Raw genomic sequence first — 13,063 nt, 5'->3', positions numbered from 1 at the left:
GCGTCGCTATCCGGCAATGCGATAACCACTACCCCAGATCCGCCATCAGGACTTTGGATTTCCGCTGATAGTTGTACATCTCTTTCTTGCTTTCCGGCAGCAGGTCGATATCCACCGGCGTGAAGCCGCGTTCCTGGAACCAGTGAATGCTGCGGGTCGTCAGGACGAACAGCTTGCTCAGGCCAATCTGCTTCGCCTGGGCGGCGATCCGCTCCAGTAGCACTTCTCCCCTAGAAGAACTGCGGTAGTCCGGATGGACAGCCACGCAGGCCATTTCGCCGATTTTTTCTTCCGGGAAGGGGTACAGTGCGGCACAGGCAATGGTCATATTATCGCGCTGGATAATGGTGAACTTGTCGATCTCCATTTCCAGTTGTTCGCGTGAACGACGCACCAGAATGCCCTGCTGTTCCAGCGGGCGGATCAGCTCCAGGATCCCGCCGATGTCGTTAATGGTGGCGCGGCGGATCTGCTCGGCGCTTTCCATCACAATTTGTGTCCCGATACCATCGCGCGAAAACAGCTCCTGCAACAACGCGCCATCTTCCTGATAGCTGATCAGGTGACACCGACGGACGCCGCTGCGACAGGCTTTCACCGCGCCACGCAGAAAGCGTACGGTACCCGAGTTGTAATCGCCTTTTTCTTCCTGTGCTTCTACGCGCGCCTGGGCCTCGTTCGGGAACAGTTCGGAGACGATATCACCGTCGTCGTTGGTCACCCCTTGCGAAGAACAGAATCCGATCATCTTTTCGGCTTTCAGTTTGATCGCCAGTTGTGTGGCGATCTCTTCTGAAGTCAGGTTAAAGCTTTCGCCAGTGACAGACACCGCAACGGGGCCCATCAGCACAATGGCGCCGCTGTCCAGTTGACGATGGATCGCCTCTTCATCGATGCGACGGATACGTCCGCTGTGGCAGTAATCTACGCCGTCATCGACGCCCAGCGGCTGCGCAATGATAAAGTTGCCGCTGACCACGTTGATATGCGCCCCCTGTAGCGGCGTATTGTTCAGGCTCATCGACAGGCGAGCGGTGATATCCAGTTGCAACGTTCCCGCCGCCTGCTTTACCAGCTCCAGCGTTTTGGCGTCGGTGACGCGGGTATTTTTGTGATACATCGGCTCATGGTGATGAGTGGCGAGGTTGGCGTCAATTTGCGGACGCGCGCCATAAACCACGACCAGGCGAATGCCGAGGCTGTGAAGAAGCCCAATGTCATTGACGATGCTGGAAAAGTTTTCATGCTCAATGGCTTCGCCGCCGAGCATAATGACAAACGTTTTTCCCCGATGGGTATTGATATAGGGAACAGAATGGCGGAATCCCTGTACCAGTTCGGTTCTACGCTCCTTCACCACGGCATATCCTCATTGCATGATTATTCGTAATTAGTGTATTTTTATTCTGTTTTTCCGCCGCGCGCAAGTGCAAATTTTGACCCTGACAAAGTTTTTTCTCAGTAATACCGTGAATACAATAAGAATGTTTACCCTTTTATAGATGACAGATTATGCGTCATTCGTTAAAGTTTCCGGTCAATTTAGACGTTTACTATCTCATCACCAATACGTTTTATTTTGCTCGGGAGAAGCATGTCAGGATCCAATCCACCTATTAGCCGCCGTCGTTTACTGCAAGGGGCGGGCGCCATGTGGCTATTGAGCGTCAGTCAGGTCGGTCTGGCTGCGGTCAGTCAGGTCATTGCGGTTCGTATTTGGCCAGCATCCAGTTACACCCGTGTGACGGTGGAATCGAATCAACAGCTGAAGTACAAGCAGTTTGCGCTGAGCAATCCTGAACGTGTGGTGGTGGATATTGAAGGTGTGAACCTGAATTCCGTGCTGAAAGGCATGGCGGCGCAAATTCGCCCCGACGATCCTTACATTAAGTCGGCACGCGTGGGACAGTTCGATCCGCAGACCGTGCGCATGGTGTTCGAACTGAAGCAAAATGTGAAACCACAGCTGTTCGCGCTGGCACCGGTGGCGGGTTTTAAAGAGCGTCTGGTTATGGATCTCTATCCGGCCAATGCGCAGGATATGCAGGATCCGCTGCTGGCGCTGCTGGAAGATTACAACAAAGGCGATCTTGATAAGCAGGTACCGCCCGCGCAGAGTGGGCCTCAGCCGGGCAAAGCGGGGCGCGATCGCCCGATCGTGATCATGCTCGATCCAGGGCATGGCGGTGAGGATTCTGGCGCTGTCGGTAAATACAAGACGCGTGAGAAAGATGTGGTGTTGCAGATTGCCCGTCGGTTGCGCGCGTTAATCGAGAAAGAAGGCAATATGAAGGTCTATATGACGCGAAATGAAGATATTTTCATTCCGCTCAAGGTGCGCGTGGCGAAGGCCCAGAAGCAGCGTGCGGATCTTTTCGTCTCGATTCATGCGGATGCGTTCACCAGTCGCCAGCCCAGCGGTTCGTCCGTGTTTGCGCTATCGACCAAAGGGGCGACCAGTACGGCGGCGAAATATCTGGCGCAAACGCAGAACGCCTCGGATTTGATCGGCGGCGTGAGCAAAAGCGGCGACCGCTACGTCGACCACACCATGTTCGATATGGTGCAATCGCTGACCATCGCCGACAGCCTGAAGTTTGGTAAAGCGGTGCTCAACAAACTCGGCAGGATTAACAATCTGCATAAAAATCAGGTGGAACAGGCCGGGTTTGCGGTGCTGAAAGCGCCGGATATCCCGTCGATTCTCGTTGAAACGGCGTTTATCAGTAACATCGAAGAAGAGCGAAAGCTGAAAACAGCCACCTTCCAGCAGGAAGTGGCAGAGTCGATTCTGGCTGGGATCAAAGCGTACTTCGCCGATGGGGCGACGCTGGCGAGAAGGGGATAATAAAAAAGCGCTGAAAAGCGCTTTTTTTACGAACCGCAGATACAAAAAAACACCCGTTAAGGTGTTTAGTATTGGTTGCGGGGGCCGGATTTGAACCGACGACCTTCGGGTTATGAGCCCGACGAGCTACCAGGCTGCTCCACCCCGCGTCCGTCTTCCTGCTTCGCATTTTTAAACTGCTTTGCAGAATTAGATACTGCATCAAAATTTGATTGGTTGCGGGGGCCGGATTTGAACCGACGACCTTCGGGTTATGAGCCCGACGAGCTACCAGGCTGCTCCACCCCGCGTCCGCCATTCTGCTGCGCATTTTAAGCTGCTTTGCAGAAGCATGTACTGCATCAAATTTTAATTGGTTGCGGGGGCCGGATTTGAACCGACGACCTTCGGGTTATGAGCCCGACGAGCTACCAGGCTGCTCCACCCCGCGTCCGTGGATGCGCACTATACTCTGCTAACATTTTCATGCAACCCTTTTTTCACCTGGATCACGGTTTCGGGATGAAAATGAACAAAAACAAGGCATTTCAGTTTAAATAATGTGCAAAATTTGCGTCTGGGCAGCGGTGCTCGTTTCATTAGCGGGCCGGGTTTGTTATCTTCATGACGCATGATTTACAGCTAAAAGAAGAGAACAATGAAAGGACGTTGGGTAAGTTACCTTCTCATGGGCGCGGTGGTTGCAATGCTGGCTGCCTGTTCCTCTAAACCAACCGATCGCGGACAGCAGTATAAAGACGGGAAGTTTACCCAGCCTTTCTCACTGGTGAACCAGCCGGATGCCATCGGCGCACCGATCAACGCCGGCGATTTTGCCGAGCAGGTCAATCAGATCCGCAGTGCTTCTCCGCGTCTGTACGGCAATCAAAGCAACGTTTATAACGCGGTGCAGGACTGGCTGCGCTCTGGCGGCGATACGCGCACCATGCGCCAGTTTGGTCTCGACGCCTGGCAGATGGAAGGTGCCGATAACTACGGCAACGTGCAGTTTACCGGTTACTACACGCCGGTGATTCAGGCGCGCCATACGCGTCAGGGCGAATTCCAGTACCCAATCTATCGCATGCCGCCGAAACGGGGACGCTTGCCGTCTCGCGCGGAGATTTACGCGGGCGCACTGAGCGAGAACTACATTCTGGCGTACAGCAACTCTCTGATGGATAACTTCATCATGGACGTGCAGGGTAGCGGCTATATCGATTTTGGCGACGGCTCCCCGTTGAACTTCTTCAGCTATGCCGGGAAAAATGGGCATGCCTATCGCAGCATCGGCAAAGTACTGATCGATCGCGGTGAAGTGAAGAAAGAAGATATGTCGATGCAGGCGATTCGCCACTGGGGCGAAACCCACAGCGAAGCAGAAGTGCGTGAGCTGCTGGAGCAGAATCCGTCATTCGTCTTCTTTAAACCGCAATCTTTTGCCCCGGTGAAAGGCGCCAGTGCTGTACCGCTGATTGGTCGCGCGTCGGTGGCGTCTGACCGCAGTATTATTCCGGCAGGCACCACGCTGCTCGCCGAAGTCCCGCTGCTGGACAACAACGGGAAATTTAACGGGCAGTATGAACTGCGCCTGATGGTGGCGCTGGATGTCGGCGGGGCGATTAAAGGCCAGCACTTTGACATTTACCAGGGCATCGGGCCAGACGCCGGACACCGCGCAGGCTGGTACAATCACTATGGTCGCGTGTGGGTGCTGAAGAGCGCACCGGGCGCAGGTAACGTGTTCAGCGGCTAGTTGTCGGATGGCGCTTCGCTTATCCGTCTACATCATCGGGTAGGCCTGATAAGGCGCAGCCGCCATCAGGCAGTCATACCGTTCGATATTAATGAATTTGAGGTGTTATGTCTGTGGTTATCAGTGATGCCTGGCGTCAGCGTTTTGGCGGCACCGCGCGTCTGTATGGTGAAAAAGCCCTGCAATTGTTTGCCGATGCGCATATCTGCGTGGTTGGGATCGGCGGCGTCGGTTCCTGGGCGGCAGAAGCTCTGGCGCGAACCGGGATTGGCGCGATTACGCTCATCGATATGGATGACGTGTGCGTGACCAACACCAACCGCCAGATCCATGCTCTGCGCGACACTGTTGGGCTGGCGAAAGCCGAGGTGATGGCTGAGCGTATCCGCCAGATTAACCCCGAGTGCCGGGTGACGGTAGTCGATGATTTTGTAACGCCGGATAGCGTCGCAGAATACATGAGCGCAGGCTTTAGCTATGTGATTGACGCGATTGACAGCGTGCGGCCAAAAGCGGCGCTGATTGCGTACTGTCGGCGCAATAAGATCCCGCTGGTGACCACCGGCGGCGCGGGTGGGCAGATCGATCCGACGCAGATTCAGGTTGTTGACCTGGCGAAAACGATTCAGGATCCGCTGGCGGCGAAACTGCGCGAACGACTGAAAAGCGATTTTGGCGTCGTGAAAAACAGCAAAGGCAAACTCGGCGTCGACTGCGTGTTTTCAACGGAAGCGCTGGTGTATCCGCAGTCTGATGGCAGTGTGTGCGCCACGAAGGCGACGGCGGAAGGACCCAAACGAATGGACTGTGCGTCGGGGTTCGGTGCGGCAACGATGGTTACCGCCACGTTCGGTTTTGTAGCAGTATCCCATGCGTTAAAAAAGATGATGGCAAAAGCGGCGCGTCAGGGCTGAGATTCACTTGCGCGGGGCAATGCGTCGCAGGCCGGAAGACGAGCCTGCGTCGTCATCCGGCAGCGTGAGCCGCTTCGACGATCGCTTCATTGAGTGCCTCCAGCCCCTGACTGCGCGACGCGCTGAGCTGAGTGCGTAATCCCAGTTCATCAAACAAGGCCAGCGGCGAATGGGCCAGCAGTTCCGCTGCGGTTTTCCCTTCTGCGGCGGTCAGTAATACCGCCAGCAGTCCGCGCACGATGCGACCTTCACTGTCGCCGAAAAAGTGTAAAGTGCCCTTTTCAGAGCGCGTATATCCCAGCCAGACGCGATTTTCGCAGCCCGCGATCTCTTTAGCCTGCGCTTTGAGATCGTCGGGCAGTGCCGGCAGCTGTTTACCGAGCAAAATCAGCTGTCGATATTTGTCTTCCCACTGGGTCAGCGGGATAAAGGTATGACGCAACGTCTCTTCGGTTACGGTTGTGCCAAACGGGTGTCCGGCAAACATTGGGCTAGTCATTAATCCACCAGTATTTCCAGGGCGCGATCAACGGCGTTGATCAACGCATCCACATCACTTTGGGTATTATACGGTGCGAATGAGGCACGTAGCGTACCCGAGACGCCAAGTTCAGCCAGCAGCGGCTGCGCGCAGTGCTGACCGGCACGTAGCGCAATACCATATTCCGCCAGCAGGGTGACCATATCGCTATGATGAACACCAGCAAAATCAAAGGCCAGCAGACTGGAGTCCTGACAGCGAAATGAGCGAAATCCCGGACGCTGGGCCAGCGCCTCTTCCGCCAGTGTAGCCAGCCCCCGACTCCAGCTTTCCGCCTGGGTGATATCAACATCGGCTAGCCATTCCAGCGCGGCGCTCATGCCAATCACGCCAGCGACGTTAGGGGTACCTGCTTCAAGCTTCCACGGTGCGGCCTGGGTAGTGAAGCCCTCGAAACTGACGTCGTTGATCATCTTACCGCCACCGAGCCATGGCGACATGGCCTCCAGCAGCGCCGGTTTGCCGTAAAGCACGCCGATACCGGTTGGACCGTACAGCTTATGGCCTGAGAAGGCGTAGAAATCGATGTCGAGCGCCTGGACATCCACCGGGAAATGGACGGCTCCCTGCGCGCCATCCACCATCACTACCATGCCCGCGGCATGGGCGAGGGTAATGGCACGGGCTAAGTCCGGGCAGCCGCCGGTCACGTTCGACATCTGCCCCAGCGCGAGAATTCGGCTGCGCGGGGTGATGGTTGTCTGCAGACGTTCAACGTCAGGCAGGTGCTGGGCATTGAGCGGCAGCTTGACCACTTTCGCCCCAGTTTGCTCTGCGAGCATCAGCCACGGCACGAGATTCGCGTGATGCTCCGCGACGCTGACGATGATTTCATCGCCCGGTTGCAGGCGAGGGCGGGCATAACTCTGCGCCACCATATTGATGGCCTCCGTCGTGCCCCGGGTCCAGACGATGGTTTTGTCATCTGGCGCATTCAGCAAATGCGCCACTTTTTCCCGTGCGGCCTCATAGCGCGCGGTCAGGCGCTGGGCTTCGGCGAACTGGCTGCGATGGACGTTGCCAGCGCTCAGGCTATAGAACTGCCGGGTCGCCTCGATGACGGCCTGCGGTTTAAGGGCCGTCGCGGCGCTATCCAGATAGACGCCCGCGTCAGCGAGTGCCGGAAATTGCGCGCGAAACTGCGCGGGATTGAAAGCGTTCATGGTATTCCTCGGTTCAGTAATCCGATCGTGGCGCAAATTGGTCGTTGATTCAAGAAGTGTACGGTCACCAGGAATCTTCTGGATGTTGTGGCGAAATCAGACCAGTAGCTTATGCTGAATTATGTTAGGCAAATCTTTTTGCCTGTTACGGAGTACGTTTTTAATAGCATAAACAGCTTTAAGGAGAAGAAGATGAAAAAGACTGCCGCAATTATTTCCGCATGTATGCTGACTTTTGCCCTGAGCGCCTGTTCCGGTCCGAACTACGTGATGCACACCAATGACGGGCGTAGCATCGTTGCGGACGGTAAGCCGAAAACCGATGATGAAACCGGGATGATTTCGTACAAGGACGCTAATGGCAACAAACAGCAGATCAATCGTACCGATGTGAAAGAGATGGTCGAGTTGGATCAGTAGTCGGTAGAGAGTAGGTAAAAAAAAGCACCGCAAATTGGCGGTGCTACATTAATCACTATGGACAGACAGGGTAAATGTACAGGAAGTGAAAAAGGGTAGCGTTGCTACCGTGGTCTGAATCGCAGACCAATTGCAAACACAACAACACAACATCACAACCGTAAGCCAAAAGCCCACCAGAACACGCATTCCGATAAAACTTTTCGTTCCGGCTCAGGAAGTGCCGCCACTATAGGTATTTGCTGGTAGTTCCTCAACGGACAAATTATAATGGCTCAGATTAAAAAAACTAATAGGTTACACAGTGTAGCTTAATTGTTAAATTCTTTTAACATCAAAGTTTAAAAGCCATGTCAAAACGACTTCCACCTCTGAACGCATTACGTGTTTTTGATGCCGCCGCACGGCATCTGAGCTTCACCCGCGCAGCAGAAGAGCTTTTTGTGACGCAGGCCGCAGTAAGCCACCAAATCAAGTCACTTGAGGATTTTTTGGGGCTTAAGCTGTTTCGCCGACGCAACCGTTCTCTTCTTCTTACTGAAGAAGGACAGAGCTACTTTCTCGACATAAAAGAGATTTTTTCGCAATTAACCGAAGCGACGCGTAAACTTCAGGCGCGAAGTGCAAAGGGGGCGTTGACGGTCAGTTTATTGCCCAGTTTTGCGATTCAGTGGCTGGTGCCCCGACTCTCTAGCTTTAACTCAGCTTATCCGGGAATTGACGTCAGAATCCAGGCCGTGGACCGTCAGGAAGACAAACTGGCGGACGATGTTGACGTGGCGATTTTTTATGGTCGCGGTAACTGGCCTGGACTGCGCGTAGAGAAATTGTACGCCGAATATCTGTTGCCGGTGTGTTCGCCGTTGCTGTTGACGGGCGATAAACCCCTGAAATCGCCAGAGGATTTGGCTTCGCATACTTTGCTACATGATGCCTCACGTCGTGACTGGCAAACTTACACGCGACAGCTAGGGTTAAATCACATCAACGTCCAGCAGGGCCCTATCTTTAGCCACAGCGCGATGGTGCTGCAGGCCGCTATCCACGGACAGGGCGTAGCGCTGGCGAATAACGTGATGGCGCAGTCAGAAATTGAAGCGGGGCGACTGGTCTGCCCGTTTAATGATGTACTGGTCAGTAAAAACGCATTTTATCTGGTTTGTCATGACAGTCAGGCAGAACTGGGTAAAATAGCCGCCTTCCGTCAGTGGATACTGGCGAAAGCGGCCACGGAACAAGAGAAATTCCGCTTTCGTTACGAACAATAACTTACGTAGGGTATTACCATGACCAGCCGTTTTATGCTGATTTTTGCCGCTATCAGCGGCTTTATTTATGTCGCTCTGGGGGCTTTCGGTGCGCATGTCCTGAGCAAAACCCTCGGTGTGGTTGAAATGAGCTGGATCCAGACCGGCCTGCAATATCAGGCGTTTCATACGCTGGCGATATTCGGGCTGTCGGTTGCGATGCAACGCCGGATCAGCATCTGGTTTTACTGGAGTAGCGTTTTCCTCGCGCTAGGAACGGTGCTGTTTAGCGGCAGCCTGTATTGCCTGGCACTGTCTCATCTGCGCCTGTGGGCGTTTGTTACCCCTGTCGGCGGCGTCAGCTTCCTGGCAGGTTGGGTGCTGATGTTAATCGGCGCTATCCGTTTGAAGCGTAAGGGCGTAGTTCATGAATAAGGTTGTGTTGTTGTGTCGCCCGGGCTTTGAAAAAGAGTGTGCCGCAGAAATCACCGATAAAGCAGGGCGTCGGGAGTATTTCGGTTTTGCCCGCGTCAAAGAAAATGCGGGCTATGTCATCTATGAATGCTATCAGGCCGAAGACGCCGAAAAAATTATCAGCGAGCTGCCATTCAGTTCGCTGATTTTTGCACGCCAGTGGTTTGTGGTCGGCGAGTTGCTCCAGCACTTGCCGCCGGAAGATCGCATTACGCCGATTGTCGGCATGTTGCAGGGCGTGGTGGAAAAGGGTGGCGATCTGCGCGTGGAAGTGGCGGATACGAACGAAAGTAAAGAGCTGATGAAGTTCTGTCGCAAATTCACGGTGCCGCTGCGAGCCGCCCTGCGCGAGGCTGGCGTGCTGACGAATTATGAGACGCCGAAGCGCCCGGTGGTGCACGTCTTTTTTATCGCGCCAGGCTGCTGCTATACCGGTTACTCGTATGCCAGTAATAACTCGCCGTACTATATGGGCATTCCGCGCCTGAAGTTCCCGGCCGATGCGCCCAGCCGCTCGACGCTGAAGCTGGAAGAGGCGTTGCACGTGTTTATTCCGCAAGATGAGTGGGATGAGCGTCTGGCAAACGGGATGTACGCGGTGGATTTAGGTGCCTGCCCCGGCGGCTGGACCTATCAACTGGTCAAACGCAATATGTGGGTGTATTCGGTCGATAACGGCCCGATGGCGCAAAGTCTGATGGATACCGGACAGGTTACCTGGCTGCGCGAAGACGGCTTTAAGTATCGCCCCAACCGCAACAACATCTCGTGGATGGTGTGCGATATGGTTGAGAAGCCGGCGAAAGTGGCGGCGTTGATGGCGCAGTGGTTGGTCAACGGCTGGTGCCGGGAAACTATCTTTAACCTCAAGTTGCCAATGAAAAAACGCTACGAAGAGGTCTCGCAGAATCTGGCCTATCTCCAGGCGCAGCTTGATGAGCATGGTGTGAATGCGCAAATTCAGGCGCGGCAGTTGTACCACGACCGTGAAGAAGTGACGGTGCACGTGCGTCGCCTGTGGGCCGCCGTAGGCGGACGTCGCGACGAGCGCTAGCTCGCGCCGTTGCAGATCTGATGCACTGTTGTTCATCAGGTCTGCAACCCATTCCCGTTAGTGGTTATGACTGCGGCGTGTCCGACACAATATGCGTTACGTCGTCCAGATGACCGAGTCGGGCTTCTCCGGAACGATTGAATTTGCTTTTGTCGATCAGCAATAACGACTGTGACGCGCGTTTCAGCAGGACTGATTTGAAATCCGCGTTGAAGGTGCTGGAATCCCACAGTACGCCGTGGCGGTCGATCCCTTCGCAGGAAAAAATGAACAGATCGATATCAAGAAATTTGAGTTGTGAAATGAGTGCGGGGTTGACGTAGCAGCCGTGTTTGCGCTCCAGCCTGCCACCAGAACTGATGAGCTGAAGTTGTTGGCGTTTGCCGAGCTCCTGACAAATCGGCTGGCTGTTGGTGAAAACCTGTATATTGATATCCGGTAGTTGCCGCGCCAGATACCAGCAGGTGGAGCTGGCATCCAGCGCAATCACCATCCCTTCTTCAATCCAGCTCAGCGCCTTTCGGGCAATATCGGCTTTGTGCGCGTAATGGCTCTTCAGCCGTATATGGAAGGGATCGCCACTGTCCGGGTTTTCCCGGGCGATTCTTTTAACGCGCCCGTGGTTGCGCAGAACCTTCCCTTGTTCCTGTAGTTCACTGAGATCGCGGCGGATCGTCTCTTTACTGACGTTGAGCTGAACGGCCAGTGCTTCGGTGGTCAGGCTTTTATGCTGACTGAGCAGATCCACAATCGTCTGCTGGCGTGCCGCTTTCATCTCTTCTCACCTCTCAATCAAATGCCCTGACCGCGATTGAGATTACGGGGTTACCCCTTTTTTTAAAAGAATATTCCCGTACTTTGCGCACTCGCCGGTGATAACAATGGCAAAGGCCTTTTGTGCACGGGCGTAGAAGGCGAAACGATCGATTCGCGCGATCTCCGGGCATGGCGCCTGTAGGGAAAGCGCTTCGCGATAGCGTGTTTCAACGTGCGGGTCAAGGGTATCGCCCTCGACGGCAGCCATCATCACCAGCGGTGGCGCATAGCTGTCGAGTTCAAACAGCGGGATCACGGCTCGCAGTAAGTCGCTGACGCTGAGACCATCCGCACGGATCACCTGCGGTCCCATGCTGTGCGCCGGGAAGTGCGCGTCTGAGAAAATAATCTCATCGCCGTGTCCCATTTGCGCCAGTACTTTAAGTAACTCCGGCGAAATGAGGGGAGAAATCGTTTTAAGCATGCGAGATTCCTTTACAGTGTTTCGGGATAGAAATAACGGTACTGGTAGCGCACTTGTTCTCTGGCCTGTTGCGGGCTGGAAAACGCACCGATACCGTACCAGCCGTACATCGCCGCGCCGGCAACGGTGGTTTCTGCGTCATCCAGCACTTTGATGGGGATCTCCAGGGTGTTGGCCTTAATCTGATTCCATAGCGTATTGCGACTCCCACCTCCGACCAGCAGCAGTTCTGTGGCGTTGAACTGGCCAATTTTTTCCAGCGTATGCAGGTTATGTCGCAACTGGTCCGTTAATCCTTCCAGCGCCGCGCGATAGAAATGACCGCGGGTGGTATTCAGGGTGACGCCACGCCAGCCTGCATCCACAGAGGAGAGCAGCTCGCACTGCATCCGCACGCCATCGGCCCCGGCGGGAACCGCTTGCGCTTCCGCAATCAAGGTTTGCCACGGGGTTTCGGGTGTCCACAGCAGCTTGCGCACCCATTCAAGGATGCCGGAGGCAAGCCATTGCATCCCCGGATTGTAAAGCCCCGGCTGGCTGTCCAGTTCACAGGTTGAACCGGCATGACTGCTCAGTAACGCTGTATTGACTCTGGTGCTACGCACCATCAGGATTTCCCACGTGCCGGAAGAGAGAACTGGCTCATCTTGCCCCGCACCGGCGCCAAACAGCGCGAACTGGGTATCGTGTCCGGCAGAGATCACGGGAATTCCCGGTGGGAGACCGAGCATCGTTGCCATTGCGGGCCGCAACGAACCTACCAGTTCACCGGCTTCCACGAGTCGCGGGAAGAGCCGTCTCGGCAACCCTGCGGCCTGCAAGATATCGGCGCTGAAATCCCGCTGCTGAATATCCAGCATTTGGCTGGTGCCCGCCATGGTGATGTCAGTGGTGAATTCGCCGGTCAGGCGATGAGTAATGAGTGAGGAGATAAACAGCCAGGCGTGGGCTTGATCCAGCCGTTGCGGGTGATTTTCTTTAAGCCAAATCAGCTTATATAAGGTGTTGAAGCTGAATGCGCCGACGCCGGAAAGCGTCTGCAACTGACGCGGCGGCATAAAGCGGCTGATATTTTCCATTATCGCGGCAGTGCGCGGGCATTTCCAACTGATGATTGGGTAGAGCAATTCGCCGTTTTCATCGACCAGCGCGCCGTCAACGCCAAAGGTGGTGACGGTGATAGCGCGGATCTGAAAGGCCGAAAGTTCAGCCGACAGTGTCCGGCAGCACTGTGCGAAACGTTGCAGGATGGCGTCCAGCGACCACTGATGCCAGGCGGTGTTTTCCGTGGCTACCTCGCTGGCATTAGCAACCGCCGCACGAGCAACGATGTGTCCCTGACGATCTACGGCAATGGCCCGCACGTTGGTCGCGCCACAGTCGAGAACCAGGATGATTTCATTTTTCATAATGACTCCCGTTGCCGG

At 55.0% G+C, this 13,063-nt stretch carries 13 protein-coding genes and 3 tRNA genes; 7 read left to right on the top strand and 9 right to left on the bottom strand.

The annotated features are described in order from the left end of the window. Positions 1–28: 28 nt before the first annotated feature. Entirely contained in the window at positions 29–1,360 is a 1,332-nt protein-coding gene (gene argA / locus HVZ37_RS17970) for an amino-acid N-acetyltransferase (RefSeq protein ID WP_042999482.1), read from the bottom strand. Between the two features lie 234 nt (positions 1,361–1,594). Here argA and amiC point away from each other — a divergent pair, with 234 nt between their 5' ends. After that, positions 1,595–2,848 (top strand): N-acetylmuramoyl-L-alanine amidase AmiC, encoded by a 1,254-nt coding sequence (amiC, locus tag HVZ37_RS17965; protein ID WP_042999483.1) that lies wholly within the window; start codon positions 1,595–1,597, stop codon positions 2,846–2,848. A 72-nt stretch (positions 2,849–2,920) separates the two neighbouring features. Here amiC and HVZ37_RS17960 read toward each other — a convergent pair. From HVZ37_RS17960 to HVZ37_RS17950, 3 genes are all read right to left on the bottom strand, one after another. Continuing rightward, positions 2,921–2,997: transfer RNA gene (locus HVZ37_RS17960), tRNA-Met, on the bottom strand. A gap of 64 nt (positions 2,998–3,061) precedes the next feature. After that, a tRNA-Met gene (locus HVZ37_RS17955) sits at positions 3,062–3,138 on the bottom strand. Between the two features lie 63 nt (positions 3,139–3,201). Further along, positions 3,202–3,278: transfer RNA gene (locus HVZ37_RS17950), tRNA-Met, on the bottom strand. Positions 3,279–3,485: 207 nt separating this feature from the next. On the opposite strand from HVZ37_RS17950, the gene mltA reads away from it, so the two are divergent. Next, positions 3,486–4,583 carry a murein transglycosylase A gene (gene mltA, locus HVZ37_RS17945; protein ID WP_042999484.1) on the top strand — a complete coding sequence of 366 codons (1,098 nt, stop codon included), beginning with the start codon at positions 3,486–3,488 and terminating at the stop codon, positions 4,581–4,583. 107 nt (positions 4,584–4,690) lie between these two features. Continuing rightward, positions 4,691–5,497 carry a tRNA cyclic N6-threonylcarbamoyladenosine(37) synthase TcdA gene (gene tcdA / locus HVZ37_RS17940; RefSeq protein ID WP_044254213.1) on the top strand — a complete coding sequence of 269 codons (807 nt, stop codon included), beginning with the start codon at positions 4,691–4,693 and terminating at the stop codon, positions 5,495–5,497. A 52-nt stretch (positions 5,498–5,549) separates the two neighbouring features. Here tcdA and csdE read toward each other — a convergent pair whose 3' ends face one another. Both csdE and csdA read right to left on the bottom strand, forming a co-directional pair. Then, positions 5,550–5,996, bottom strand: coding sequence for a cysteine desulfurase sulfur acceptor subunit CsdE (csdE, locus tag HVZ37_RS17935; RefSeq protein WP_042999486.1), 447 nt, complete (start codon positions 5,994–5,996; stop codon positions 5,550–5,552). Continuing rightward, positions 5,996–7,201: a cysteine desulfurase CsdA gene (gene csdA / locus HVZ37_RS17930; protein ID WP_181627831.1), complete on the bottom strand. Its 1,206-nt coding sequence runs from the start codon at positions 7,199–7,201 to the stop codon at positions 5,996–5,998. The genes csdE and csdA overlap by 1 nt, the downstream gene beginning before the upstream one ends. 192 nt (positions 7,202–7,393) lie before the next feature. Between csdA and HVZ37_RS17925 the strand changes: the two genes are divergently transcribed. The 4 genes from HVZ37_RS17925 (at position 7,394) to rlmM (ending at position 10,396) form a co-directional block, all read left to right on the top strand. Further along, on the top strand, positions 7,394–7,621 hold the full coding sequence (locus HVZ37_RS17925; protein WP_042322452.1) for a YgdI/YgdR family lipoprotein: 228 nt from the start codon (positions 7,394–7,396) through the stop codon (positions 7,619–7,621). A gap of 350 nt (positions 7,622–7,971) precedes the next feature. After that, positions 7,972–8,889 (top strand): glycine cleavage system transcriptional regulator GcvA, encoded by a 918-nt coding sequence (gene gcvA, locus HVZ37_RS17920; protein WP_042999488.1) that lies wholly within the window; start codon positions 7,972–7,974, stop codon positions 8,887–8,889. An 18-nt stretch (positions 8,890–8,907) separates the two neighbouring features. Beyond that, on the top strand, positions 8,908–9,303 hold the full coding sequence (locus HVZ37_RS17915) for a DUF423 domain-containing protein (protein WP_042999489.1): 396 nt from the start codon (positions 8,908–8,910) through the stop codon (positions 9,301–9,303). Next, positions 9,296–10,396, top strand: coding sequence for a 23S rRNA (cytidine(2498)-2'-O)-methyltransferase RlmM (rlmM, locus tag HVZ37_RS17910; protein WP_042999490.1), 1,101 nt, complete (start codon positions 9,296–9,298; stop codon positions 10,394–10,396). Before HVZ37_RS17915 ends, rlmM begins: the two co-directional genes overlap by 8 nt. Before the next feature lie 64 nt (positions 10,397–10,460). Here the strand turns inward: rlmM and fucR are convergent, their stop codons facing one another. From fucR to fucK, 3 genes are read right to left on the bottom strand one after another with little or no spacing between them, the layout of a single operon-like run. Next, complete coding sequence (gene fucR, locus HVZ37_RS17905) at positions 10,461–11,171, bottom strand: L-fucose operon activator (protein ID WP_181627830.1); 711 nt, start codon at positions 11,169–11,171, stop codon at positions 10,461–10,463. Between the two features lie 42 nt (positions 11,172–11,213). Beyond that, positions 11,214–11,636: an L-fucose mutarotase gene (fucU, locus tag HVZ37_RS17900; RefSeq protein ID WP_042999492.1), complete on the bottom strand. Its 423-nt coding sequence runs from the start codon at positions 11,634–11,636 to the stop codon at positions 11,214–11,216. Between the two features lie 11 nt (positions 11,637–11,647). Further along, entirely contained in the window at positions 11,648–13,045 is a 1,398-nt protein-coding gene (gene fucK, locus HVZ37_RS17895; RefSeq protein ID WP_125339093.1) for an L-fuculokinase, read from the bottom strand. Positions 13,046–13,063 lie beyond the last annotated feature (18 nt).

This window comes from Citrobacter sp. RHB35-C17, assembly GCF_013816795.1.
Lineage (GTDB): Bacteria > Pseudomonadota > Gammaproteobacteria > Enterobacterales > Enterobacteriaceae > Citrobacter_A > Citrobacter_A amalonaticus.
The sequence above is the reverse complement of the archived record's forward strand: the minus strand, read 5'-3'. Positions and strand labels throughout refer to the sequence as shown.